The sequence below is a fragment of the Alcaligenes pakistanensis genome, from assembly GCF_014652815.1.
In the GTDB taxonomy this organism is placed as follows: Bacteria; Pseudomonadota; Gammaproteobacteria; order Burkholderiales; family Burkholderiaceae_B; genus Alcaligenes; species Alcaligenes pakistanensis.
In genome coordinates this window covers 309,875-332,476 of sequence record NZ_BMZN01000004.1, presented here as the reverse complement: position 1 = coordinate 332,476, position 22,602 = coordinate 309,875, and the positions used below count along the sequence as shown (strand labels likewise).

The window sequence follows — 22,602 nt, the reverse complement described above, 5'->3', positions numbered from 1 at the left end:
AAGTGAATGATGTCCGGATATTTTCTTTACCACTCTATTGGCATGTTCGAGGGCAAGGAAGCCGCCATGCGTGCCGAACTGGATCAGTTCAGCCAAGTTTGGTCAGCACAGGATGATGGCCAGTGGGGCTACGCCCTGGGTCATAAGCAGGCCTTTATGGATGCGTGGGCCAGCCTGATTGGCGCTGACTCCAAGGATATTGCCCTCAGTGAAAACGTGACGGGTGGCTTGTACAGCATTCTAGGTTCTCTGCCATCGCATGTGCTGAAAGGACGCACCTTGCTGGTGGCGGCTGACTGCTTCCCCAGCCTGCATTTTCTGCTGCAAAAGCTGGCACAGCGTTTGGGTTTTACCCTGCGCACAGTGCCACTAAGCGCGGGTCTGTCCTATGTGACCGATGATGATTTCATCAATGCCTGGGATGACAGTGTTGGCGTGGCCTTGGTGACCTGGGTCAGCTCTACGTCTTCGCACCGGGTCGATGTGGATCGCATGGCCCAGTGTGCCAGCGAACATGGCAGCCTGATGGCACTGGATTTGACGCAAGCGGCCGGTTTGGTGCCGTTCACGGTGCATGAGGGCGTGGCCTTCACCCTGTCGGCCTCTTTGAAATGGGCCTGCGGGGTGTCGGGGGCCAGCTTGTTGCATGTGCGCGCTGATTTGATCGAGCAGTGTGAACCCGAATTCCGGGGCTGGTTCAGCCAGGAAAATCCGTTTAACTGGAATTTGGATCAGTTCAGCTACGCTGACGGCGCACGCCGCTTTGACCACGGTACACCAGCTATTTTGGGCAGTATTGCCTCTTTACCCGGCATGCGTTTTGTGCTGGAAACCGGAGTGGAAAAACTCCTGGAACAAAACCGGGCCCTGACGGCCGTGTTGCTGGATCACGCTGCTAAGGCCAATTGGCCCGTGCTGACCCCATTGGCCGAGAACGAACGGGGCGGCAGCATCATGTTGCGGGCCAGCAGTCCACAGCGCGCCCAGGCCATAGTGGATCAGCTGCGCACGCAGGAGCTGTATTGCGACCAGCGTGACGGCGTGTTGCGTCTGTCCCCCGGTAATGTGTGTACCGAACAAGATGTGCTGCGTTTGTGCGACACCTTGCAAGCCGGTTGGTAAAAGGGGAACCGTATGGATAGCCAAACCTGGGCCCATCAGGCCAGCCGTCGTATTGAATGTTCTGCCAAGGTCGTGATGGACTATATGGCGGATCTGGATGCCTTGGGGCGCTGGTCCCTGGGCTGTTTTGACACGCAAACGGTGGAGCCCGGCCTGGTGGTGGGGACTTCTTTGTTTGACGGCGGGCAAACTCATGTCAGCGCAGAGCTTCTGGCCGAGCAAGGTCTGATCCGTTATTGGGTGGGCAGTGCCACGAAGCGTACGCCACGCATCAGCGCTATGGTGCAAGCACTGGACGATGACTCCTGCGTGTTAATCATGCTGGCCACGCGCAGCGCCGATATGGATGAAAACCGTTGGCTGCGCTTGCAGCGTTGCCATGAAACCGAGCTGGATCTGATCCAGGCCCAGTTGCACAGCGCTGCGTAACGGCTGCGCTTAATAGCTGGGTGGGGTGATCGCCACAATAAAGCGCACATCCTTGTCGTAAGGATTGCGATACGCATGGGGCAGGCTGGAGTTGAAATAACAGCTGTCGCCCGTTTGCAAACAGTGCTGATCATCCCCTACATCGACCAGAAGCTGGCCTTCGGTGACCAGCACACATTCCTCGGCTGGGTGGCTCCAACGCTGCCCAACAGAGCTTCCCCCCGGCGGCAAAAAGCCCGCCAACATTTCAATACTTCCAAAACCGGGTGACACACGCTGATACTGTACGCCCGAGGCAGATTGAATACTCATGCGCTCGTTCTGGCGCACTACCGCCACTTGCTCCACATTGTCATCCAGCAAGGAAAACAAGGGCGTATCTAAGGCACGCGCAATCTGGCGCAGGGTATCCAGGCTGGGCTGGGTCAAGCCACGTTCAACCTGACTGATCAAACCGGGGGAGACTTCAGCCAGCTCGGCGAGCTTGCGCAGAGACAGTTTTTTATGAAGTCGAACTTGGCGAATACGCAAAGCGGCCATGTAGGAGCGAGGGCTAAGTGGCAAAGCCGTAATTGTAAGACAAGCCTGACACGTCGGGGAGCGTGTTGCGGGTATCTGCCGGCGCAGTTTGAATACAGGCTGCCTGGGTGGCGTGTGAATTCAGGGGCATTCAGGTGCTGTCTCGTAAGTATTATTTGTTTTTTTAAAGGGCCATCAGCTTGGGATCATCGGCCCATTTTTCTTTAATATGCAGCATTTCAGGCAGGCATTTATCCAGTAGCGCCACCAGTTGAGGGTCAAAGTGCAGGCCGGACTGTTCGCGCAAATAGTTGATACAGCGCTCTACACTCCAGGCTTTTTTGTAGGGACGGTCGCTGGCCAAGGCGTCAAAGACATCCGCCACCGCCACAATACGGGCGGGCAGAGGAATGTCCTCACCCTTCAGGCCATAAGGGTAGCCGCTGCCATCCCATTTTTCGTGATGGTATAGGGCGATGGTACGCGCTAGCTTCAGCAAACCATGCGAATGCTGGCCGATAATGCGTGCGCCTATCAAGGTATGCGTGCGCATGACTTCCCATTCTTCCGAAGTCAGTTTGCCAGGCTTTTGCAAGATGGAATCGGGGATGCCGATCTTGCCAATATCGTGCATGGGTGCAGCGTGCAAGAGGTCGTCGGCCGCTTCGCTGGAGTAGCCCAGCCAGTGGGCCAGAATACGGGTGTAGTGGCTCATGCGGATCACATGGCGGCCTATCTCGTTGTCTTTGTATTCGGCGGCTGTGCCCAGGCAGCGGATAATTTGCAGGCGGCTGTCGCGTAGTTCCTGCATTTGTACCAGCGACAAGTGGTTGCGAACCCGTGACTTCAAAATGGCAGGGTTAACGGGTTTGGAAATATAGTCCACAGCCCCCATGTCCAGACCCATCTGTTCGTCCTGAGGTTGCGAGAGCGCGGTGACGAAAATAATGGGAATGTGGCGGGTTTTGAGCTCGGCCTTTAGCGCGCGACAGACCTCGTAACCGGAGAGCTGCGGCATCATGATGTCCAGCAAAATCAGGTCCGGCAGATCCCGCTGGGCCAGCTCCAGGGCTTTGACCCCATCCTTGGCAAAGAGCAGCCGGTAATCCTGTTGCAGCGTGTGGCGCAGAATCTGAAGATTCGCCGGCTCGTCATCAATTAGCAACAGGGTAGGGCGTGGCGAGGTAAATTCATTCATGTCGGGGCGGATCCTTGACCATGCTTGCATTCAACTCTTTGATTAGCACAGACAGGATCAGGCTGGCTTGAACAAAGTCGAAGGCATCAATGGCTTTGTTGAGATCATTCAGGGCGTTGACTTGCCCTGTGCTTTCCAAATATTGGTAGACCACCAGCAAAGCGGGCTCATCAAGCTCATTGAGCAGCACGCTGTTATGCAGAATGTGTAGATAATTCAAGGCCACATCGGGAGTGTGTTCCACGATGGTTTGTGGGTCTGAGTATGGCGTGGGCGGGCCATTGTGGCTTAATTCGTGGGCGATGCGATTGAACATGTCTTGAAGCTGTTCAATCCGTTCACGTACCTGACGGGTTTGTCCGTGGCGGATTTTTTCTTCCAGCTCGGCGCTTAGCGCTGACACTTGCGGCAGGCCCAGATTGCCGGAGGTACCGCGAATGCCATGCAGGCTACCAAGCACAATTTCCCAGTTGGGTGTGTCACGCTTGATTTCATCAAGCGGGTAGCGCGTATGCAGGTCCGACAAAAAGCTCAGAATGGCTCGGCGCAAGCGTACTTGTGAACCCCACAGGCCCAGGCCCATCTCCCAGTCAATCAGGCTGCTTTCTTGTGGTTCCACACTGTGCTCGGGGGGGGCGCTTGGGTCCAGACCCATGACCAGAGCGATTTCCTGCAACAGATACGGCAGGTCCAGCGGCTTGGTGGCAAAGCCATTCATGCCCGCCTCTTGGGCTGCGCGGCGGTCGGACTCCATGACACTGGCCGTCAGGGCAATCAAGGGCAAGGGTAGGCGGGCTTCCCGGCGTTCCTGCTCGCGCCACCGTCGGGCGGTTTCCAGGCCGTCCATTTCGGGCATGTGCACATCCAGCAAAGCCACATCAAAGTCTTCTTTGCTCAACAGCTCCAGGACCTTGTGGCCATTGTCGGCGACCGTGACGGAATGCCCGTGCTGCTCTAGCGCCAAGGTCAGCAGTTCCTGGTTCAGGCTGATGTCATCGGCCACCAGAATCCGCAGCGGTGGCAAAAGGGGCAGGTGATGATCGTTCGGGTCCAGGCTAGGCTCTTTGCCGGGTTCCAGAGGGATGGTGACTTCAAAGATGCTGCCCACGCCCAAGGTGCTTTGCATGTTCATTGTCCCGCCCATCAGGTCTACCAATTGACGGGCAATGGACACGCCCAGTCCGGTACCGCCAAAGCGGCGGCTGATGGAGACATCGGCCTGGGTGAACGGGGTGAATACTTGGCGTAATTGATCCGGCGACATGCCAATTCCCGTGTCTGCCACGCGAATTGAAATGGCATTGCGCCCCGGTTCGGGTTTGACATCCACGCGTACAGAACCGCTTTGTGTGAACTTGATGGCATTGCCGATCAGGTTGTTCAACACTTGCTGGATACGCAGCGGGTCGCCTCGGTAAAAGTGGTGCAGCTCGGGGGCATAGTTCAGGCGGAATTCCAGGTTTTTGGCATCTGCTGCCAAGCGTAATGAAGCCACGACCTGTTTGCATAATTCAATCAAGGAAAAATCAACTTTTTCCAGTTCTACTGAACCGCGCTCCAGCTTGGTGGTATCCAGAATGTCGTTTAGCAAGCCCAGCAATGATCGGGCCGATTGATTGATAATGGCCAGATGTTTGTTCTGTTGCGCAGTGAGCTGTTCATTCAGCATCAAGTCGCTAAAGCCAATAATCGCGTTAAGTGGTGTACGGATTTCGTGGCTCATATTGGCCAGAAACGCACTCTTTGCCTGGGCCGCTTGCTCGGCTTTTTCCGCACTTTGGCGTAGCGATTCGGTCAGGGCGTTGTAGCGGCTCATGTCCGTGACAAAACCAACAAAAAGTGGATCGCCGGGCTGACGTACCTTGCCCACGGCCAGGCGCATCGGCATCAGGCTTCCATCTTTGCGCAGCCCGGTCACATCCCGGCCTACACCAATAATTTTGGGATCGTTGCTGCGCAGGTAATTGGACAGATAGCTGTCGTGGCGCGAGCGGTCCGGCTCGGGCATCAGCATATTCACGTTGCGGCCCAGCACCTCGCCGGCTTTCCAGCCAAACAGGCGCTCGGCAGAGTGGTTGAAGTCCAGAATCGTGCCGTGGCTGTTGATCGTAATAATGCCGTCAATTGCGGTGTCCACAATGGCACGGTTATGCGATTCACTCTCTTCCATCTTCAGAAAGAGCTGGCGGTAGCGCAGCAGGCCATTGGCGGCAGTGACCAGCACCGTCACGGTAATGGTGAAGGTGGACAGCACCATAGAGGCAAAGGTGCTGTTGAAGATGATCATGTCATCTGGTGGAGTGGTCTGGCCTATAAAGCGCGCCGCCGCCATGCCGGTGTAATGCATGCCAGAGATGGCCAGCCCCAGCACAATGCCACTGATCACCACGCGCTGCAGCAAAGTCAGGCGGGTGCGATGCAGGCGAAACCGTATCCACAGCGCCATAGTGGCCAGTACAACGGCCAGCACAATTGACAGGAAGAAGGTGAAGGGGTCGTAGCGCAGCATGGGGGCCATTTGCATGGCCGCCATCCCGCTGTAGTGCATGGTGCCTATGCCCAGGCCCACCAAGATGCCGCCGACGATCAGGTGCGAGCGCTGGACGCGGGCTTGGGACAGAATCTGCAAGGCCACCCAGGAGGCCCCCACACTGGGCAGGACCGACAGCATAGTGATGGCCGGGTCGTAATGGACGCTGGTGCACAGATCAAAGGCCAACATGCCAATAAAGTGCATGGTCCAGATGCCGCCGCCTAGTGCGACGGCGCCGGTACAGATGGCGATCTGGCGATGCAGTCGCAAATCGGCCATACGGGCGATATGCGCTGTCTGCAGAGCCATGCCCGAGGAGAAAATCGCAACCAGCAGCGACAGAATGACCAGACCGCTGTTATAGCTACCGACTAAAAAGGGAGCCATTTGGTCTGCACTGATGAAGAACTGGTCGAGTATCCGCATAGGTGCTTACGTCCGAAGCGGCCCCGCAGGGCCAAGTTAGACTAAATGTGTCGGGCTCCCTCAGTCTTAGAGGAGGGATGTAACGGTAAAATCCGGATAGGTTACCGAGTTTGTCTCGCGCTGTGCAGTTTTTTGTATGGATTGAACAAAAAATTTCATGGCTAAAGCAAGGTTCCTGTCAGCAACATGGCTGCCACAGAGAAATAAATGACCAAACCCAGCACGTCTACGAGTGTTGCCACCAGGGGAGCAGAGGCGCTGGCCGGGTCAAAACCAACCCGTTGCAAGATGAAGGGCAGCATGGAGCCAATACATGAGCCAAAGGTCACAATTCCCACCAGTGCCAGCCAGATTGTGAAGGCAATCAGCAGGGAATGTTCGCCATAGTCATACAGGCCCAGGTGTTGCCAGACTTCGATACGGACAAAACCGATGGCCCCCAGCATGGTGCCCAAGACCAGACCTACAGGCAGTTCACGCAGCAAGACACGCCACCAATCGCCCACGCGGACTTCGCCCAGCGCCAGACCGCGAATCAGCAGGGAAGTGGCCTGCGAGCCGGAATTCCCGCCGGAGCTCATGATCAGGGGAATGAACATGGCCAGGACTACTGCTTTTTCCAGCTGTATCTCGTAGTACTGCATGGCGCTGGCAGTGAGCATTTCACCCAGGAACAGAATGGCCAGCCAGCCCCCCCGTTTGCGGATCATGGTGCTAAAGCCCGCTTGCAAATAGGGTTTGCCAATATGTTCGGCACCCCCGAAACGGTTCATATCCTCAGCGGCCTCGTCCATCAAGGCGTCGATTACGTCGTCTACGGTCACAATGCCGATGATGGCATTGGCCTCGTCCACTACCGGGATGGCCAAAAAGTCGTGACGGCGAATCAGCTGGGCCACGGCTTCTTTATCGGTCAGGGCCTGGACGGCGATGGGGCTGTCTCCGCTCCAGAGTTCTGTCAGGGCGGCTTGCGGGTCAGCGCACACTAGTTTGCGCAAGGGCACCACAAATTCCAATTGCTGCTGCTCGTTGACTACATAAATGGCGTAGACCGTCTCGCGGGTACTTTCCACTTCTCGGATGTGTTGCAGGGTCTGCGCCACATTCCAGCTCATGGGAACTTGCAGGAACTCGGTGGTCATGATGCCGCCGGCAGTATCGGCCGGGTAGTGCATCAGTCGCATGATTGAGGTGCGGGTAGCCTGGCTCAGGCGGCCCAGAATCTGCTCCTGGTCCTCGTGGTCCAGGTCCTGCAGCAAGTCGGCCATCCGGTCTTCGGCCAAGGTTTCCAGCACTGGTAGCCGCTCCGGGCGGGTCAGCTCCATCAAAATGGCACTGGCCCAACGCAACTCAGGTGTTTCCAGCAAAGCTTGTAGCCGCTCATTATCCAGCTCTTGGGCCGCTGCCAGGGCTGGACGCCGCTCCAGCTGGTTTAAGGCTAGAACAATGTCGGCAATGGGGATTTGGGGGCCAAGTAAGTCTGTGGATGGGGGCTTGGACATGCAATACTCCAGTTGGCGCGCAAGTATGGGATGTTGGGCTTTGTTTGGGGAGTTACAACAGGTAGTGGCGAGCTTGTAACGGTCTGCGTGGGCTGCGGGTCATTGGCAGGATTGGTGCTAGGATACCTGCAGTTCTTACCAGTGGAGCATGTTATGGATTTGAAGACCAGACTGACAACCCTGACAATGACTATATTGATGGGGGGAGCCCTCGTTCCCATGGCTCAAGCGCAATATGTGGGCCCATCCAGCCAGAAAACGTTCACCAATGTTGAACAAGTCACCAAAAACGCCAAAGACGACGATCCGGTGGCTTTGCGCGGCAAGCTGGTGCGCAAGGTGTCCAACGAGACCTATGTGTTCGCGGACGAGACTGGTGAGATCCAGGTCGAGATTGATGACAAGATTTTCCCGAAAGAGCCCGTGGATGCTAACACGACCGTGGAAATCGTTGGCGAGATGGACAAGGCCATCGTAGGCACCTCCGAAGTGGATGTTAAAGCGATTACGATCGTTCGATAAATAGCCGCCAGGAATGTAAAAAGGCCCGCGAACCTGGTTTGCGGGCTTTTTTGTGGGGCAGTCGATGCTATAGTGCCCGCTTTCGCCCCACCTGCAGAACAGAAATTTTCACGCCAGGGCGACTTCGTCCGCTACAAGATCAGGAACAACCATGAGCAATGCAATTAATTTTGACAAAGGCAACTACCGCTTCATTCCGACCGGCGTGAACCGCTACTCGGGCGGGGTGGCTGCTCAGCCTGGCTACGAGATCTGCCGGGTCGTGTTTTCCGCGCCTGTGCCACTGAGAGAAGGCTTTGATTTAATTCAGGCTGTGCTGGAAGCTGAAGAGCGTCCTCTGACGGCCCTGTGCGCGTGCGAACTGCGCTCGCCCGAGCCCGTTAGCGATAGCGCGTTTAACCAGTTCAATGAGCTCTATCTGGAAACACTGGAAGATTGGGGCCTGATTAAAGGCAAACACAATCCTGTGGCCCGTAGCAATGTATCTCCGCTGGTTGGCGCACCAGACGAGCCTAGCTTTTATGCATTCAGCTACACGGTCGAAACCGATATTGAAGAGTCTACCTTCGTGATTGCCGGTAGCTGCGAAGTGCCAGAGACTCCCGATGACTATATTGATAGCATCGTGGCGTATCAGGATGTATCGCCTGAAGGCTTGTTGAAAAAGGCACAGTGGGTGTTGGATGAAATGGAACGTCGCTTAAGCGTGTTGGAACACGAATGGGCAGATACGACTGCTGTGCATGCCTACACCGTTCACAATCTGCATCCGTTCATGGCCAGTGAACTGGCCAGCCGTGGCGCGATTAACCACGGCTTGGGCTGGCATCTGGCACGTCCTCCGGTCAAGGACCTGGAGTATGAAATGGACTGCCGTCGTGTCCTGAACGAGCGTGTGTTGACGATTGATTAATTTCGTCCAGCAATAGAGAAAAGGCCCAAGCTAGCTTGGGCCTTTTTTGTTATGCCTGGCTGTAGGCCGTGTCGGTAGATTGCTGATAGCGACGGCGTACGATCAAACCCCAGCCCAATCCCAGCACTGCCGAAGCTAAGGAGCCGCACAGCACCCCTAGCTTGGCGGCATCCAGCAGTACAGGTTCACCAAAGGCCAGGTTGGCCACGAAGATGGACATGGTAAAGCCGATACCAGCCAGCAGGCCGATTAGCGTAACGCCAGCCCAGTCCATGCCGGCAGGCAGTTTGCACAGGCCCAAGCGTACCGGCAGCCAAGTACCCAGCAAGACGCCCAGTGGTTTACCCACAATCAGGGCGATGGCCACGCCAAATAAGGCACTTTGCGCGCCGCTGGCATCCAGATTCAAACCATTCAGGCTGACACCGGCATTAGCCAGGGCAAACACCGGCATGATCACAAAGGCGACCCAGGGGTGCAGCAAGGCAGGAATACGCTGTACCGGGGGCAGAATCTCGCGCTGGGCCAGCTGCATTTTCTGCAGAGTGTGCATAACCTCCTGAGTATCGTGCTGGCTTTCCAGCCTGGTGGCCAGTTCCAGATTCAGGTGACGTGCCTTGCGAGGCAGGGGCAGGGCGCGCACGGGGCTCATCATGCCCAGGACGACACCGGCCAGGGTGGGGTGTGCGCCGGTTTTCAGCAAACCAAACCAGAGAATGGCACCGGGAACGACATAGGCCCAGGCCGAGCCTATCCCTATTTTTTGCAGACCCAGTACCGCGACGACACCCACACCGGCAATTAGAAAGGCGCTGTAATCCAGGCCGCCCGAGTAAAAGAAGGCAATGATCAGGATGGCGACCAAGTCATCAATAATAGCCAGCGCCAGCAGGAAAACCCGAAGGCTGGGGGGAAGCGAGCGCCCCAACAGAGCCAGCACACCAACGGCGAAGGCAATGTCCGTGGCGGTAGGAATCGCCCAGCCCATCAAGACCTGAGGGTCGGGGTTCATGGCCGCATAAATCAGGGCAGGCAAGGTAATGGCTGACAAGGCGGCACAGATGGGCAACATGGCCGAGCGCCAGTCGGACAAGGCACCGTCATGAATCTCGCGGCGAATCTCCATCCCGACGACCAGGAAAAAGAGGGTCATCAAAATGTCGTTGACGACAAAGTGCAGATCTTGCGAGAAGCGCCAGGAGCCCAGCTCCAGGGTAACTTGGGTATGCCACAAGGCCGAGTAGCTGTCTGCAAAAGACGAATTGGCCCAGATCAGGGCCAGGGCAGCAGCCAGCAATAAGACGACGCCGCCCAACGCTTCGATATGCAGCAGGCGCTGCAATTGTGCTTGTAGCTGGCGGGTTAGAACATGGGCGCGCGGCAAAGGCGCACCGGGGGAGGGGTGGGACATGGTCGGCCAATCTCCACAAGGCGGCCCGACCTTGCGTATTATTTAACCTGCCTTGCTGCACAATGCCAGCAAAACACCCTGCGCAATTATAGGGATGTCGCCTCTTTAAGGCAAATGTCAGCTTAGGTCAGTGTCCGGGGCGATATGCAAGGGAATTGTGACCGGGCCGTCATTGGTTAGGCTCAGCTGCATATCAGCACCAAACACACCGCACTGCGTATTGGGCAGACGTGTGCGGGCCAGGGAAACCAGTTCATCAAACAAAGGTTGGCTGATAGCAGGGGGCGCCGCGCGGCTGAAACCTGGGCGATTGCCCTTGCGCGTATCGGCAGCCAGGGTGAACTGGCTGACCAGCAAAAGCTGACCACCTGCTTGCAGCAGATTCAGATTCATCTTGCCCTGCTCGTCCGAGAAAATGCGCAGGGCCAGTAATTTGTCCAGCAAGCGGATGGCTTGCTCGGTGGTGTCGCCATGTTCAGCACAGACCAGCACCGCCATTCCGGCACCAATCTTGGCAACGGTTTGGTTTTCAATATCGACCTGGGCCTGGCGTACCCGTTGAATCAAGGCAATCATGGTGTTTAGTAAAGCTAGGGTGTGGTGTCGTGGCAATCGGCCTTAGTGGCTGACAGCCTTGGAGAACAGGTTCACAATCAGCACGCCGACCACAATAAAGGCGATGCCAATCATAGCGGCCAAATCCAGCTTTTGCTTGAAGACCACCCAGCCTATCAGCGAAATCAGCACAATGCCCACGCCGCTCCAGATGGCATAGGCGATACCCACAGGCATGACCCGCAGGCTAAGGGACAAGAAATAAAAAGCGCCAGCATAGAACAGGATCGTGAACGAACTGGGAATCAGGTGCGTGAACTGTTCAGATCGTTGCAACAGACTGGTGGCGATGATCTCGAAGATGATCGCAATAAATAAATGCAGGTAGGCGAGGCTTACAGGAGTCATTGAAAATCAGGGTTGAAAACTAAACCAGCCAGGCAACAGTAGGGCGCTGGCCCATAAGCCGGCTGACGCCCAGGAAGACAGATGAAAGCTGATGGGCGACATGGCGCAGGTGCCGGCAATCAAGGGGACAGTCGAGCGCAAAGGCCCAATAAAGCGGCAGGCCACAATACTAAACCATCCCCAGCGTGCAAAAAAAGCCTGCGCTTTGGCATATAGGTGCAAGCGTTTGCGGGCCCACTCAAAATGGAATAGATTGCCGCCGTAACGTTGGCCCAGATAAAAGGAGATGGCATTGCCTATGCCGGCACCCAGCATCACTGCCAGCCAGACCGGTAGCAAATTGATGTCACCTGCGCCCACCAAAGCCCCGACAGACAGGAGAATGGCGGTACCGGGCACAATCAAGGCTAGAAAGGGCAGGGATTCAATCAGGCATAAGGCAAAAACGGCTGGGGCAACCCATTGAGGATGGGCGCTGATCAGCGCGGTAGCTTGCTCCGCAACATTGCTTAAGGTGCTCAGCATAGTAATCAGAAGGAAGGGACGGCAGCAGGCCGTTCTTTAGTTCAAGGCAAGGCGTAGGATCAGGCGGTCTTTGTGCTGCAGACCGTCTTCAAACAGGGCCTCGTCGTAGTGTTGCAGGAAATAATCTGGCTCTACCGCCACCACCCGAAAGCCTGCACGCTGATAGAAAAACAGCGGGTAGCCTATTGTGCCGGTGGCGACATATAAAGACTGCCCGCCTTGCTCGCGCACCGAGCGTATCAATGTGGACAGCAATTGTGCACCCAGCCCACGGCTTTGATACGAGGGCAAGACAGCAATATTCATCAGCTCCCAGTCCTGCGGATTTCTTTGCTGCGCAATGGCGGCCGCCACGGTTTGCCCTTGATCGCTAATTTGCCAAGCATAAGGCGTATCCCGGTAGCCATCAATTAAGCGAGCGCTGGGGTCCGCTTCCAGCAATAGAGACAGGGGCAGACTTAGGCCATGTACCTGTTTAACTGGCCCGTAGCCATGGGGCTGACTCATGAAAAGTCACCATCCACATAAAACCACTGGCCCTGCTCAAATACAAACCGGCTAACTTCATGCAGGCGATTGGCGCGGCCATTCAAACGATTGCGCGCCACAAATTCTACGATGGCTTGGGTGTCAGAAACACGCTCATGCCGACGTACATCCAGTCCTAACCATTGCAAACCTTCAGGATTGGTTTCCAGTGAATGGGGGCGGGTGGAACTGTGCCAGGTGGCCAGCAGGTAGTCCAGATCGTCACGTACAAAGGCACTGTAACGTGAACGCATCAAGGTAGCGGCATCGGGGGCTTGCAGGTATTGCGGGCCTTGATGCCAGGGGCCACAACAGGCTTCGTATTGCTTGGGATTGCCGCAAAGACAGATGTTTTTTGAAGAGGAGGACTTTTTCAAGAGCGTGACTGCCAAGACCAAAGAATGTCACAAGCATACCTGAAAGTAGTTTGAGGTTTAGAGGGTCTGCCGCGACGAAAAGTAACGGATCAGGCATAAAAAAACCCGCCCGCAAGAGCGGGCGGGTCATGTGCATGCGTTTAGCTGCGTCGAACCGGCTTACTTGGCCGCATCGATACGCTGTTGCATACGCTGGGCACGTTCTTTGGAGCCGGGGTGCGAGCTCATTGCGCTGCTCTCGCCACCATCCAGGGCAGCCAGTTTTTCGAAGGCGCTAACCAGACCTTGGGTCTTGAGTTTGCGTTCGGTCAACAGCTCGAAGGAGTAGTCGTCAGCATCGGACTCTTGCGATTGCGAGAACTGGGCGTTCAGGAACGCTTCGGACAGTTCGCCCAATTGGCTGGAGTTCAGCTGAGTTACCAGACCGTTGCCGGTGGCAGCCGCCGCATCACGAGCAGCGGACAGGCCGTAGGCTGTTTGCATGGCTTTCTTGCTGTGACCCAGTTCAACGTGGCCCATTTCGTGGCCGATCACGCCGCGCAGCTCGTCGTCGCTCATCTTGTCCATCAGACCGGCGTAAACACGGATACAACCGTTAGCCATAGCCCAGGCGTTGACTTCCTGTGTCTGGTAAACCTTGAAGTTAGGAGTCTGACCATTCAACTGTTTCGTCAGGGGTTTGACGACACGTTGCAGGCGCTTGTTGTACTTGCTGTTGGCGCTGGCCACTTTGTTTTCAGCGTCCATCTGCTTGCAAGACTGATCAGACAGAGCAACCACTTCCTGATCGGACAAATTGAAAGCCTGAATCGCTTTGCTACCCGCACCAACCATGCCACCCACATCCATTGTCTGACAACCGGCGGTCAGACCAGCGACGGCCAGCATAGCGGCCAATGCACCCATACGAAAAGTCATGAACTTCCCCTTCTAGTTATATAAAGAGTGAGGATTTTAATGACTAGGCGGCAAAGGCTTATTGCTTCACACAATGTTTAACAATTGTTGTTGGTGTACTTACACATAGTTATAAGAGGTCGCTGCGCGGGTTAGCCGATCTTGGCGCTTTTTATCGCCATGAGTTGGTAAAAATAGGCCCGTGAACAGACTGGGAGCGAATGGGTGAGAAGGCCTTGCTTGCCCGTGTGATGGATTTTGCTGGTGCGGACCAGGCCCCTTGGGTGGATTTACTCTACGCACTGATTGATAAATGTCTCTGCAACGATCGCTGCTTTTCCTGGAGGCGATAGACCGAATTTATGGTTGAGGGAACTATGGGACTACGTGCAGGGCAGGGTACGCAATCTAAGTTGAGGATTTAACGTATCAAGGTAGGTCATTAGATTGAAGTAGTTGTTTTTAAATAAAATGAGTTTTTTGACTGCTTAAATGCCTTACATAAACAATAAAGAAATTGCAGTGCACGATAAGCTTGCTGGGAACCATACTAGGCCGGCTCTGGTTCTGCTCTTTGGCTTTGGGATGTCCTGCGAAGATTGCGCTTGCCGTGGTCGGCCGGGACCTTGCAGCGTATTGTGCATTGGTCTTAGGTGGCTTGGAGCTTCATTCCGTCATCGATCTGAATAACGATCGGGTCGCTGAAACGCTTAAATTAGGCCAGGAAGCATGGCTTTCGCTTTGGCGGAGCAGGTTTCAAGTTCCAATGGGAATGGCAAGACGTTTAGCCCAGATCGACACTCAAGCGCTACATGCGCTACGTACGGCAGAGGTGAGATGGCAAAGGGTGCCGGAAAAGATCACAGCGCTTGGCTGTGCCAAGGACGCAGTAAACCCGATAGTAAATTGCTGAATGGATGATGACAGCAGATGCAAAAAAGCCCGCAGTGAAAGCGGGCATTTGCGGTGAAAGTCGGATTTTCTCCCACCGGGATTTTGTGCGGTTTTAAGTAAACATAATAAAAGCGCATGAATTCTGGTGCCCCCCCCGTGAGTCGAACACGGCACCAACGGATTATGAGTCCGCTGCTCTAACCAAGCATGAGCTAGAGGGGCGACAAGTCCGCAATTATTACATAAAGTCCGTGCTTATGCCTAGCGAAGGTGCGCTCGGGGCAAGAGTTTGGAGAAGGCAGGGATTCGACATTATCTGCACGGGATTGGTAGCGGCTTGTTGTTCATTTCTGGAGCACAATGAGCGCGTTTGGAAGCAGCGGAGATTGTTGATTGAGTCCTGTGCCGTGACGGCCACTTTATCGACCTATTTACGCTGATAGCGTTTACTACCTGTGCTGGTTTCACAGTAATGTCCCCCTCTTGAGCCGGTACAATAGGTGCCACTGGAGCATGAGCATGGGCTGTTCGAGCGAAGCGCCTGTGGGGTAGCCCCGAGGCTGTTTCCTGTTGCTCTTGTGTAATCGGGGCAAGACTGTTTGCTACTACTGGCTGAACCATCACGGCATACAAATACCTCACCCTCACAATGGGAAATACCCCCTTTTTTGCCTGAGCAGGGCTTATTTCTTGCCTGGGTGTTTAGGGGTAAAAGTGCCATGATCAGGCAGAGAACCAGCCATTTCATTCTTGTCTCATGTATGTAGAAGTGGTTTTTTACCCGATGTAATGGTTATAACTAGGGCACTGAAAAATAATGGTTTTTGGGTGCACTGTGAGAACTTTTTTATGGAGCTTGCCATGCGAATCTTACTGCTTGTCCCCGCCTTGTTGTTAGCCGCGTGTCAAAGCGCTGGCTCCACGCCTAAAGTCGGCAGTGACGCTTGGCTGGAAAAAGTGGATCGGCAATTGGCAGTATCAGATGGACAGGGACATGGCCCGGACTACGGCTCCCAAGAATGGTGCAACGTTGTTCACTTTCGTTTGTATGGCCAGGCGGCCACTAAGCCAGTGCCATGCGATCGGGCCTGGATGGAACGAGTTGAGCTGGAGATGAAAAAGCGTTGATTAGGGAACCCGTTGATAGAGGGGGAATACTCAGGGGCACCTTGTTTGATGAGGTTTAAGTCGACCAGTAACTGCCGCTTTGATGAAACTTTTAGGGTGCACATCACCTGTGTTTACGACGAAGTAGGGTCGCAACCTCCTGTAGTTCTTACTTCTCCAGCCCTTCAGCCTGATAAAACCGCTTCAACTCTCTGGCGCTGCCCAGTCTGACTTTAGGCAAAGTACTTTCCTCGAAGATCTTCAGGTATTTATGCCGGTTGGGCGGTGTGGCGATGGTGATGTGACGGATCATTTGCCACTTCACACTGTCTTTACCTCCTTCCAGGGCGCCGCGTCGATCACGCTCAAACCAGGTTCGTCGAAAATAGCGCAGCAGGCTGGTGGCGGTAGACACCTCCAGCACAATAAAACCCGTGGCGCGATCAAGGCGGGGTGTCAGGTGGCTCGTGTAGTTGCCGTCCATCACCCATTTATCCTGAGTGATGGCCGCTTGGTGCAGCTCAATAAACTCTGCCTCGGAGCGGGGGACCCAATTGCTGTGGGGCTGATGAAAAAGCTGATCCAGATGTATTGCCGGGAGATCCTGCTTGCGGCCGATGGCATCGGCCAAGGTGGATTTACCGCTGTTGGACGGGCCTAGTATGCAGATACGGGGGCCTAAGTGCTCAAGAGTCATCATGGTGTTGGGGGAGGGGCATTTGGCTTAGGGAAGTCTAGCACTGCAGAGTGCTGGGTGCTGTGTGGTCTAGTCAGGCTGGTTTAAGTCTAAGAATGGGCTTGATGGCTTGTTTAATCTGGACGTATAGATCCACTGCGGGCAAGGAGTAAATGTAATTTCTGCCGTTGTACCTGGTAACAAGGCAGGCAGGAAATCGCCGGTTTGGTAAGGACGCTGATGGTATCTACTGTTATGGTTGAATTTCAAGCCATGAACGATGGGAGTCATTATGTCCAGTTACTTCAACGTGCGCTCGGTCGTAGCGCTGGCCTTGTCATCGGCCTTATTGTCTTTTCCGTCCTATGCTCAATATACGGGGCCCTCGGAGATTGGCCAGACGACGGTGGCGGATATCTTGAAAAAACCCGTGGATGATCAGGATGTACGCGTCCAGGGGCATTTGTTGCGTCAGTCAGCACATGACAAGTTTGTATTCTCAGACGGGACCGGTGAGATTGTGGCGGAGATTAAAGCCAAGCATTTTGCGGGGCAAACCCTGGATGAGAAAACCAAGGTGGAGTTAATTGGGGAGGTTGATACCAGCTCCAAGCGGCCACCCGAGATCGAAGTGGATTTCGTGAAAGTGGTGAATTAGCGATTCAAGAGTTTTGGACGCGGCAGGCTGATTCAGCCTATGTTGCATAGTCTTTTGTGGGGTGTGGTGGGGGCTTATGGCAGAGCCATGGATTGGTACTGGAAAAGTCGGTTGAAGTCTTGTTTTCTTGCTGCCTGATTATCCCCATATCCGCTGAACGAATGTGACGCTACACTGGCTCAGTCGCGGCGGTGAGCCGCTTATTACATCCGTACTCAGAATGGCTAAGATTCTCCCTATCTTGATGTTGGTCGTCTCCAACGTGTTCATGACCATTGCCTGGTATGGGCACTTGAAGTATCCCAATAGCCCTTTGCTTAAAGTCGTGTTGATCAGCTGGGGCATTGCCTTTGTGGAGTACTGTTTAGCGGTTCCCGCTAATCGTCTTGGGCATACCGTTTACAGCGCGGCCCAATTAAAGACCATGCAGGAAATCATCACCTTGCTGGTCTTTGTGGTGTTTTCGGTGCTGTATCTGAAAGAGAGCTTCACCTTGAATCATCTGGTGGGCTTTGTGCTGATCGGTGCAGGGGCATTTTTTATATTTTATGGGCCGTTGAAATAAGCCTTCGTGATGTGGTCCTATCTTCCGGGCTGCTGGGTTTGCGAGTAGCTGGCTGAGTCAACACTGGCTTTGGATGGCATCGCGGCTGCTTGCTTGTTGAGGTTCACGCTCCCTAGCTGATCCCTTGATCTCTCTGGTTTTGGGAGAGGCTCGGCAAAAAAAAGGGCCTCGCGTGAAGCAAGGCCAGAAGCCGGATATATAGGGAGGTGAAAAATGATATCCGGACTGTTCCAGTCTACGGATGGGATCGCCTGCTGACTAGGTTCAAAGCATAGCAGTCAGTAACTATTTGTGGCTTCGCTCGTGCTCTTCCGTATCCCGCCCGTAAAGGATGAAGCGTAGCAACAGGCTGAACCAAGTCAATGAAAAAACGGCCCTGAATGAGCTGTCCTTCAAGTTGGAAATATATCCAGCTTCTGGGCCAGTTCATTCAGGGCCGTTTTTTTACGGCCTTAAATCTAAGTTTATTTGCTGACTTGTTCGGACTCCACCACCATGTCCAGCACGTCGGCCTTGGAAGACGCATCGGCAGGAACATTTTTCAGTTCGTAACGGTCGATACGCAGCACATTACGAACACCTGGGGTGTGGGTGTAGCCTTCGATGTCGCCGTAGTAGTACATCCATTCGCCGGTCCGGGTTTTCAGGCCAGAGTCGCTGTATTGAATTTCACGTACTTTCAGGCACTGGTAATTAGGGATCAAGGGATGCGAGCAGGCTTCGCGTTGGGCCGCCACTTCCAGGAACACACGAGTAGGCTCACTGCCGTAACGGGTGGTTGCGGTCGGCTCGCCTTTCAGGCGCCATTTGCTGCCATCGCTAAAGGACAGGGTCAGTACCGGAGCTGGATTATCCGGTGCGGAGTCGGCCTTGGCCATACTCCAGTCCGTTGCGGTCGGCAGCAGTTTGCCTACAGCTTGCTCGTTGCGCATCAGCTCTGGGTCTGCACACATTTTCAAGGTGCTGACAGGCGAGGTAAAGGTGATTTTGGGGCCCTTGATGGTGTACCCGCTACCCAAGGTATTACACAGATTGTCCACCGACATCATTTTGTCGGAGAAGTTTAAGGTGACTTGTTCGCCGCCTATGCCTGGAATGGCAGGGGCAGGCTGGCCGTCTTTGCCAGTGGTGGCAAACAGGCGCCAATGATAAGCCTGCAATGAGGTTTCTTTGTCCATATGGCGCTCGGAGCCAGCGGTGCTGGAAGAGTTGTTTGGAGCCGCGCAGGCGGCCAGACCCATTAATGCCAGTGAACTAATCGCTAACTTGAAGGTGCTTTTCATGGGCAGTTTCCTTGATAAATCATCGAGCTGCAGCGGGTGTGCTGCTCTGGGGAAAAATAATGTCATTCGGCTAGGGCACTCGGGTGAAGAGGTCCAGTACCGGATTTACTCTGTCGTTAGAGCCTGTACCTGATTATCCAGACTTTTGCGCAAGGAGTCTGGCAAGGATAGTAAACGTGCAAGCTCCTCCAGGTAGGCGCGCTCCATATAACTTTGCTCGTCGATGGCGATCACGCTAGCCAAATAAATTTCGGCTGCCATTTCGGGAGTTTGAGCCAATTGGGCGACGGCCTGAGGGTCGACAGGTTTGAGCAATTCTTGTGACAGCCAGTGGCGGGCTTGCTCGGGGGCGGCCATTTTATTGATTTCCGCTTCGATCAACTCGCGCTCGGCATCGCCAATATGTCCGTCAGCCTTGGAGGCGGAAACCAGTGCAGTCAGGATAGCCATAGCATGGGTATCGGCCTGCTGAGGGGCTGCTAAAGGCAGAGGGGTGGGCGGGATCGCTTGTACCGGTGATGGCGTCGATTGTTGACCCGCATTTTGTTCTTGCCAGTTTTGGTAGACCTTGATGGCTAGGGCGCCCAGGGCAGCGGCTCCACCATAGGCAGCCATGGAGCCGCCCATTTTACGGAACTTCTTATTACCCAGCAGCACGCCCAGGACACCGCCTACGACCGCACCGCCGCCAAAACCACCGGCCTGTTCACTTATCTTTTTGCCCAAGCCCGATGAATTCAGTTGGCCTTGACCTTGTTTCAGTGCGCTCTGGCCGCTTTGCAGGATTTGTTGCAACATTTGCTGAAGTGACATGGATTCGCTCTATCAGAGGTAAACAGTAGCTTCGTTATAAACTACTTTATTGGGCGTGCCCGCGTACAATTGTAAGCAGACCTGCCTGAGAAGATCGCCGAAGAAGGCGTCCGCGGTACAGGGAATTTGGTATCTTATGTCCAGATCAATCCATATAGGCGCGGCTGCGCTGATATCAAGGGGGGAAGGGCTTAATTGGCTCTACATATTATGAAATTGACTCGAACTGCTTTCGCTTTGTCCGTTGTTCTGGCCGCTTTGGCAACGCCGGCCCAATCACAGGTAAAAATTGGCGTGATCGCTTCGGCCACCGGGCCCACCGCGGTTGTAGGTTTACCGCAGCGCAATACGGTGCCTCTCTTGCCCACGAAAGTGGGGGATCTGACGATCGAGTATGTCTCTCTGGATGACGCCAGCGATCCGAACCAGACCGTCACCTTGTTCAAGAAAATGATTTCCGAGGACAAGATTGACGCCTTGATCGGGCCTACCGGCTCGCCCAATGCTATGGGTTTGATTCAGTTTGCTGCCGACTCGGGCACGCCTGTGCTGGCACCGGTGGGGGCCGCATCGGTCGTGCTGCCCATGACCGAGCAAAAGAAATGGGTCTTTAAGACCACGCAGAACGACGACATCATTGCCCAGGCACTGGTCAAGCATATGGTCGACAATGGCGTGAAAACTGCTGGTTTTCTGGGTTTTAACGATGCTTATGGCGAGAGCTGGTTGAGCGTCTTTAAAACACTGGCTGACGCGAATGACATCAAGATTGTGGCCACGGAGCGTTATGTGCGTTCGGACACCTCGGTAACCGGGCAGGCCTTGAAGATTTATGCCGCCAAACCGGACGTGGTTTTGGTGGCCGGTACTGGCGCGGCAGCCGTTTTGCCCCAGGTAACTCTGGTTAAGCAAGGTTACAAAGGGCAGATCTATCAAACGCACGGTGCTGCTTTGCCTGCCTTCTTAAGTCTGGGTGGCGAGCAGGTAGAAGGTACGATTTTGGCGGCCAGCTTGATGCTGGTTTTACCGGAAATTGCAGACAGCAATCCTTCCAAGCCTATCGCACAGGACTACATCCAGCGTTACACCGAACGTTATGGTTCGGCGCCCGCGACGTTTGGCGCCAATGTGTTTGATGCCGGTCTGCTATTGGAAAAGGCTATTCCTGGCGCAGCGGCCAAGGCTAAACCCGGTACTCCAGAATTCCGGGCCGCTTTGCGTGATGCCTTGGAGCAGACGCGGGACTTGGTCGCGACTCAAGGTGTCTACAATATGTCGCCCGAGGATCACAGCGGCTTTGACGAACGGGGTCGGGAGTTGATTACGGTGCGCAATGGCCAGTGGCACTTGCTCAAGCCTTAAGCCAAGTCTTTGGCAGGCATAAAAAAACGCGGCCCAGGCCGCGTTTTTTTGTATCCCCAGGCAGCAGGGAGTGAAAGGAAGGCTGTCTATCCGGCCTGGCTGGGTAAGCTGAGCAAGATATGCGGCTCTTCAACTTCAAGCTCAGTTTTCAAGTATTTGGCACCAAAACGGCTGAGCGCCACGATCAGCTTGGCAGGAATGCCATCCAGAAGAATGTAATAGTCTTCCTGGCCTTGCTCAATGTGCTGGACCACATCAGGTTGTGAGCGCTGCCAGCCTGTGCCTCCCAAATGGGTGATTCGTTCGTATGGGTCCCGACGCATATCTTTCGTGACGTATGCAACCTCGATCATGTGCCACCTCATGAAGTTCTTGTTGGGACCTTCATCATTGGCTATAAGCCGGCGGGTAGCCATTAGGGATTTTACGAACGTTTAGGTTTATAACTTCAAGGCTTTGAGCAGATAAGGGTCCAGATCGGGTTGGCGCAGCAGCCAGTTTTTGTAATCCTGTGGCACATCTGCAATAGCCATGCCCTTATGTTTGCCGAAACGCAAAATAGTGGGAATGCGAGCGTGCTCAGATAGCTGCCACAGCTGTTCCCAATTATGGATATTTTGTGTCAGACCCAGCAAATGCTGCAAAAGCGACAAGCAGTTGCGCACGTCCGCTAAAGCACTGTGTGCATTGCGCAGGCGTTCACGGGCGTGGGGGCGATCAATGTGATAAACCAAGGCGGACTGACTGTAGCTGTCCAGGCCGGGCATCAGGTGACGGGCCAGGGCCAGTGTGCAGATGCGCTTGACCGATGGGTGGCCTGCCACGCCCCAGTCATAGTCCACATTGTGGCCAATGATGTACTGGGTGTCGGCGGGTAGCTTGAACTCGGTATGAGAAGGGCAGTCTTGCAGCTCTTCGTCGTAAATGTGGTGCGTAGCCAGGGCGCCCAGTGTGTTGGCTTCATCAGGGCGGTAGCGTTGCTCAAATTCTTCATTGACCAGCAAGAAGGCGGGGTCGCTTAAACGCAGCCAAGCCGCCTCGATGACTTGAGGCTGGGCAGTGCCGGTGGTTTCAGTATCAAACAGCAGGGCAGACATACAGGAATCGCTAACAGACAAAATGGTCATGGTAGTGCATGTGCCCGGCTTTGCCTATACAGGCTTCAGACGAAAACCTTCGGGAACACCCCAGCGGTTGGTGCGCAATAACCAGTGTGTCTGGCAGCTCAGGCAACGGTATTGGGTTTCGTGGGCTCCGTTCGCAGAGGGAGGGTGCTGCCCCAGTAAACGCAAGTCGGCATGCGCTTGGCTGGTACTTAAACCCTGTGGCAAGCTCTGACATGCTTGGCACAAGGGCGAGCCGTGAAATGACGCCATATC

Annotated in this window: 26 protein-coding genes and 1 tRNA gene; 8 read left to right on the top strand and 19 right to left on the bottom strand. The window is 54.7% G+C overall.

Annotated features, from left to right (window positions below):
* The first annotated feature begins 6 nt into the window (after positions 1 to 6).
* Positions 7 to 1,122 carry an aminotransferase class V-fold PLP-dependent enzyme gene (locus IE156_RS14410; RefSeq protein ID WP_229841367.1) on the top strand — a complete coding sequence of 372 codons (1,116 nt, stop codon included), beginning with the start codon at positions 7 to 9 and terminating at the stop codon, positions 1,120 to 1,122.
* 12 nt (positions 1,123 to 1,134) lie between these two features.
* Positions 1,135 to 1,551, top strand: coding sequence for a hypothetical protein (locus IE156_RS14405; protein ID WP_189393241.1), 417 nt, complete (start codon positions 1,135 to 1,137; stop codon positions 1,549 to 1,551).
* A gap of 9 nt (positions 1,552 to 1,560) precedes the next feature.
* Here the strand turns inward: IE156_RS14405 and IE156_RS14400 are convergent, their stop codons facing one another.
* The 4 genes from IE156_RS14400 to mgtE form a co-directional block, all read right to left on the bottom strand.
* Complete coding sequence (locus IE156_RS14400; protein ID WP_042488932.1) at positions 1,561 to 2,091, bottom strand: helix-turn-helix domain-containing protein; 531 nt, start codon at positions 2,089 to 2,091, stop codon at positions 1,561 to 1,563.
* Positions 2,092 to 2,254: 163 nt separating this feature from the next.
* The gene (locus tag IE156_RS14395) at positions 2,255 to 3,268 is read right to left on the bottom strand and encodes a response regulator (protein ID WP_189393240.1); all 1,014 of its coding nucleotides are present in this window, start codon (positions 3,266 to 3,268) and stop codon (positions 2,255 to 2,257) included.
* Positions 3,261 to 6,227 (bottom strand): MHYT domain-containing protein, encoded by a 2,967-nt coding sequence (locus IE156_RS14390; protein WP_189393239.1) that lies wholly within the window; start codon positions 6,225 to 6,227, stop codon positions 3,261 to 3,263. Before IE156_RS14390 ends, IE156_RS14395 begins: the two co-directional genes overlap by 8 nt.
* 161 nt (positions 6,228 to 6,388) lie before the next feature.
* Positions 6,389 to 7,729, bottom strand: a complete 1,341-nt coding sequence (gene mgtE, locus IE156_RS14385) for a magnesium transporter (protein ID WP_189393238.1) — start codon at positions 7,727 to 7,729, stop codon at positions 6,389 to 6,391.
* A 153-nt stretch (positions 7,730 to 7,882) separates the two neighbouring features.
* Between mgtE and IE156_RS14380 the strand changes: the two genes are divergently transcribed.
* Both IE156_RS14380 and cnbZ read left to right on the top strand, forming a co-directional pair.
* Positions 7,883 to 8,251: a YgiW/YdeI family stress tolerance OB fold protein gene (locus tag IE156_RS14380; protein ID WP_373296540.1), complete on the top strand. Its 369-nt coding sequence runs from the start codon at positions 7,883 to 7,885 to the stop codon at positions 8,249 to 8,251.
* A gap of 151 nt (positions 8,252 to 8,402) precedes the next feature.
* Positions 8,403 to 9,164: a 2-amino-5-chloromuconate deaminase CnbZ gene (gene cnbZ, locus IE156_RS14375; RefSeq protein WP_189393236.1), complete on the top strand. Its 762-nt coding sequence runs from the start codon at positions 8,403 to 8,405 to the stop codon at positions 9,162 to 9,164.
* Between the two features lie 49 nt (positions 9,165 to 9,213).
* On the opposite strand, the gene nhaA is transcribed toward cnbZ, so the two are convergent.
* The 9 genes from nhaA to IE156_RS18665 form a co-directional block, all read right to left on the bottom strand.
* Positions 9,214 to 10,575: a Na+/H+ antiporter NhaA gene (nhaA, locus tag IE156_RS14370; protein ID WP_189393235.1), complete on the bottom strand. Its 1,362-nt coding sequence runs from the start codon at positions 10,573 to 10,575 to the stop codon at positions 9,214 to 9,216.
* A 117-nt stretch (positions 10,576 to 10,692) separates the two neighbouring features.
* Positions 10,693 to 11,151 carry a D-aminoacyl-tRNA deacylase gene (gene dtd, locus IE156_RS14365; RefSeq protein ID WP_189393234.1) on the bottom strand — a complete coding sequence of 153 codons (459 nt, stop codon included), beginning with the start codon at positions 11,149 to 11,151 and terminating at the stop codon, positions 10,693 to 10,695.
* 42 nt (positions 11,152 to 11,193) lie between these two features.
* Entirely contained in the window at positions 11,194 to 11,538 is a 345-nt protein-coding gene (locus IE156_RS14360; protein ID WP_189393233.1) for a DMT family transporter, read from the bottom strand.
* A gap of 6 nt (positions 11,539 to 11,544) precedes the next feature.
* Positions 11,545 to 12,063, bottom strand: a complete 519-nt coding sequence (locus tag IE156_RS14355) for a DedA family protein (protein ID WP_189393232.1) — start codon at positions 12,061 to 12,063, stop codon at positions 11,545 to 11,547.
* A gap of 36 nt (positions 12,064 to 12,099) precedes the next feature.
* Entirely contained in the window at positions 12,100 to 12,570 is a 471-nt protein-coding gene (locus tag IE156_RS14350) for a GNAT family N-acetyltransferase (protein ID WP_189393231.1), read from the bottom strand.
* On the bottom strand, positions 12,567 to 12,968 hold the full coding sequence (locus IE156_RS14345; protein WP_189393230.1) for a YchJ family protein: 402 nt from the start codon (positions 12,966 to 12,968) through the stop codon (positions 12,567 to 12,569). Before IE156_RS14345 ends, IE156_RS14350 begins: the two co-directional genes overlap by 4 nt.
* 159 nt (positions 12,969 to 13,127) lie before the next feature.
* Entirely contained in the window at positions 13,128 to 13,886 is a 759-nt protein-coding gene (gene loiP / locus IE156_RS14340; protein WP_189393229.1) for a metalloprotease LoiP, read from the bottom strand.
* Positions 13,887 to 14,902: 1,016 nt separating this feature from the next.
* Positions 14,903 to 14,981: transfer RNA gene (locus IE156_RS14335), tRNA-Ile, on the bottom strand.
* Between the two features lie 205 nt (positions 14,982 to 15,186).
* Positions 15,187 to 15,480, bottom strand: a complete 294-nt coding sequence (locus IE156_RS18665) for a YdcA family protein (RefSeq protein ID WP_505601269.1) — start codon at positions 15,478 to 15,480, stop codon at positions 15,187 to 15,189.
* A gap of 140 nt (positions 15,481 to 15,620) precedes the next feature.
* Here IE156_RS18665 and IE156_RS14330 point away from each other — a divergent pair, with 140 nt between their 5' ends.
* Positions 15,621 to 15,887 carry a hypothetical protein gene (locus IE156_RS14330; RefSeq protein ID WP_229841365.1) on the top strand — a complete coding sequence of 89 codons (267 nt, stop codon included), beginning with the start codon at positions 15,621 to 15,623 and terminating at the stop codon, positions 15,885 to 15,887.
* Positions 15,888 to 16,035: 148 nt separating this feature from the next.
* Here IE156_RS14330 and IE156_RS14325 read toward each other — a convergent pair whose 3' ends face one another.
* Positions 16,036 to 16,566: a P-loop NTPase family protein gene (locus tag IE156_RS14325; protein WP_229841364.1), complete on the bottom strand. Its 531-nt coding sequence runs from the start codon at positions 16,564 to 16,566 to the stop codon at positions 16,036 to 16,038.
* A 268-nt stretch (positions 16,567 to 16,834) separates the two neighbouring features.
* Here IE156_RS14325 and IE156_RS14320 point away from each other — a divergent pair, with 268 nt between their 5' ends.
* Both IE156_RS14320 and IE156_RS14315 read left to right on the top strand, forming a co-directional pair.
* Positions 16,835 to 17,200, top strand: a complete 366-nt coding sequence (locus IE156_RS14320) for a YgiW/YdeI family stress tolerance OB fold protein (protein ID WP_189393227.1) — start codon at positions 16,835 to 16,837, stop codon at positions 17,198 to 17,200.
* A gap of 220 nt (positions 17,201 to 17,420) precedes the next feature.
* The gene (locus IE156_RS14315) at positions 17,421 to 17,765 is read left to right on the top strand and encodes a DMT family protein (RefSeq protein WP_189393226.1); all 345 of its coding nucleotides are present in this window, start codon (positions 17,421 to 17,423) and stop codon (positions 17,763 to 17,765) included.
* A 464-nt stretch (positions 17,766 to 18,229) separates the two neighbouring features.
* Here IE156_RS14315 and IE156_RS14310 read toward each other — a convergent pair whose 3' ends face one another.
* Positions 18,230 to 19,048, bottom strand: coding sequence for an META and DUF4377 domain-containing protein (locus tag IE156_RS14310; protein WP_189393225.1), 819 nt, complete (start codon positions 19,046 to 19,048; stop codon positions 18,230 to 18,232).
* A gap of 105 nt (positions 19,049 to 19,153) precedes the next feature.
* Entirely contained in the window at positions 19,154 to 19,861 is a 708-nt protein-coding gene (locus IE156_RS14305; RefSeq protein WP_189393224.1) for a tellurite resistance TerB family protein, read from the bottom strand.
* A 210-nt stretch (positions 19,862 to 20,071) separates the two neighbouring features.
* Here IE156_RS14305 and IE156_RS14300 point away from each other — a divergent pair, with 210 nt between their 5' ends.
* Positions 20,072 to 21,223, top strand: a complete 1,152-nt coding sequence (locus tag IE156_RS14300) for an ABC transporter substrate-binding protein (RefSeq protein ID WP_189393223.1) — start codon at positions 20,072 to 20,074, stop codon at positions 21,221 to 21,223.
* A gap of 86 nt (positions 21,224 to 21,309) precedes the next feature.
* On the opposite strand, the gene IE156_RS14295 is transcribed toward IE156_RS14300, so the two are convergent.
* The 3 genes from IE156_RS14295 to IE156_RS14285 all read right to left on the bottom strand — a co-directional run bounded on the left by IE156_RS14295 (position 21,310) and on the right by IE156_RS14285 (position 22,599).
* Complete coding sequence (locus tag IE156_RS14295) at positions 21,310 to 21,576, bottom strand: DUF3892 domain-containing protein (protein WP_229841363.1); 267 nt, start codon at positions 21,574 to 21,576, stop codon at positions 21,310 to 21,312.
* A gap of 87 nt (positions 21,577 to 21,663) precedes the next feature.
* The gene (locus IE156_RS14290) at positions 21,664 to 22,320 is read right to left on the bottom strand and encodes a 3'-5' exonuclease (protein ID WP_189393221.1); all 657 of its coding nucleotides are present in this window, start codon (positions 22,318 to 22,320) and stop codon (positions 21,664 to 21,666) included.
* Between the two features lie 54 nt (positions 22,321 to 22,374).
* On the bottom strand, positions 22,375 to 22,599 hold the full coding sequence (locus tag IE156_RS14285) for a hypothetical protein (protein WP_189393220.1): 225 nt from the start codon (positions 22,597 to 22,599) through the stop codon (positions 22,375 to 22,377).
* Positions 22,600 to 22,602: the final 3 nt, after the last annotated feature.

Coding starts and splice junctions, on each gene's coding strand:
- IE156_RS14405 (WP_189393241.1), top strand. CDS start 1,135: ATGGATAGCCAAACCTGGGCCCATCAGGCCAGCCGTCGTATTGAATGT.
- IE156_RS14295 (WP_229841363.1), bottom strand. CDS start 21,576: ATGATCGAGGTTGCATACGTCACGAAAGATATGCGTCGGGACCCATAC.
- IE156_RS14400 (WP_042488932.1), bottom strand. CDS start 2,091: ATGGCCGCTTTGCGTATTCGCCAAGTTCGACTTCATAAAAAACTGTCT.
- IE156_RS14300 (WP_189393223.1), top strand. CDS start 20,072: ATGAAATTGACTCGAACTGCTTTCGCTTTGTCCGTTGTTCTGGCCGCT.
- IE156_RS14410 (WP_229841367.1), top strand. CDS start 7: ATGATGTCCGGATATTTTCTTTACCACTCTATTGGCATGTTCGAGGGC.
- IE156_RS14395 (WP_189393240.1), bottom strand. CDS start 3,268: ATGAATGAATTTACCTCGCCACGCCCTACCCTGTTGCTAATTGATGAC.
- nhaA (WP_189393235.1), bottom strand. CDS start 10,575: ATGTCCCACCCCTCCCCCGGTGCGCCTTTGCCGCGCGCCCATGTTCTA.
- IE156_RS14330 (WP_229841365.1), top strand. CDS start 15,621: ATGCGAATCTTACTGCTTGTCCCCGCCTTGTTGTTAGCCGCGTGTCAA.
- IE156_RS14310 (WP_189393225.1), bottom strand. CDS start 19,048: ATGAAAAGCACCTTCAAGTTAGCGATTAGTTCACTGGCATTAATGGGT.
- IE156_RS14325 (WP_229841364.1), bottom strand. CDS start 16,566: ATGATGACTCTTGAGCACTTAGGCCCCCGTATCTGCATACTAGGCCCG.
- IE156_RS18665 (WP_505601269.1), bottom strand. CDS start 15,480: ATGGCACTTTTACCCCTAAACACCCAGGCAAGAAATAAGCCCTGCTCA.
- IE156_RS14360 (WP_189393233.1), bottom strand. CDS start 11,538: ATGACTCCTGTAAGCCTCGCCTACCTGCATTTATTTATTGCGATCATC.
- IE156_RS14355 (WP_189393232.1), bottom strand. CDS start 12,063: ATGCTGAGCACCTTAAGCAATGTTGCGGAGCAAGCTACCGCGCTGATC.
- mgtE (WP_189393238.1), bottom strand. CDS start 7,729: ATGTCCAAGCCCCCATCCACAGACTTACTTGGCCCCCAAATCCCCATT.
- IE156_RS14320 (WP_189393227.1), top strand. CDS start 16,835: ATGTCCAGTTACTTCAACGTGCGCTCGGTCGTAGCGCTGGCCTTGTCA.
- loiP (WP_189393229.1), bottom strand. CDS start 13,886: ATGACTTTTCGTATGGGTGCATTGGCCGCTATGCTGGCCGTCGCTGGT.
- IE156_RS14285 (WP_189393220.1), bottom strand. CDS start 22,599: ATGGCGTCATTTCACGGCTCGCCCTTGTGCCAAGCATGTCAGAGCTTG.
- IE156_RS14390 (WP_189393239.1), bottom strand. CDS start 6,227: ATGCGGATACTCGACCAGTTCTTCATCAGTGCAGACCAAATGGCTCCC.
- IE156_RS14350 (WP_189393231.1), bottom strand. CDS start 12,570: ATGAGTCAGCCCCATGGCTACGGGCCAGTTAAACAGGTACATGGCCTA.
- cnbZ (WP_189393236.1), top strand. CDS start 8,403: ATGAGCAATGCAATTAATTTTGACAAAGGCAACTACCGCTTCATTCCG.
- IE156_RS14290 (WP_189393221.1), bottom strand. CDS start 22,320: ATGTCTGCCCTGCTGTTTGATACTGAAACCACCGGCACTGCCCAGCCT.
- IE156_RS14380 (WP_373296540.1), top strand. CDS start 7,883: ATGGATTTGAAGACCAGACTGACAACCCTGACAATGACTATATTGATG.
- dtd (WP_189393234.1), bottom strand. CDS start 11,151: ATGATTGCCTTGATTCAACGGGTACGCCAGGCCCAGGTCGATATTGAA.
- IE156_RS14315 (WP_189393226.1), top strand. CDS start 17,421: ATGGCTAAGATTCTCCCTATCTTGATGTTGGTCGTCTCCAACGTGTTC.
- IE156_RS14305 (WP_189393224.1), bottom strand. CDS start 19,861: ATGTCACTTCAGCAAATGTTGCAACAAATCCTGCAAAGCGGCCAGAGC.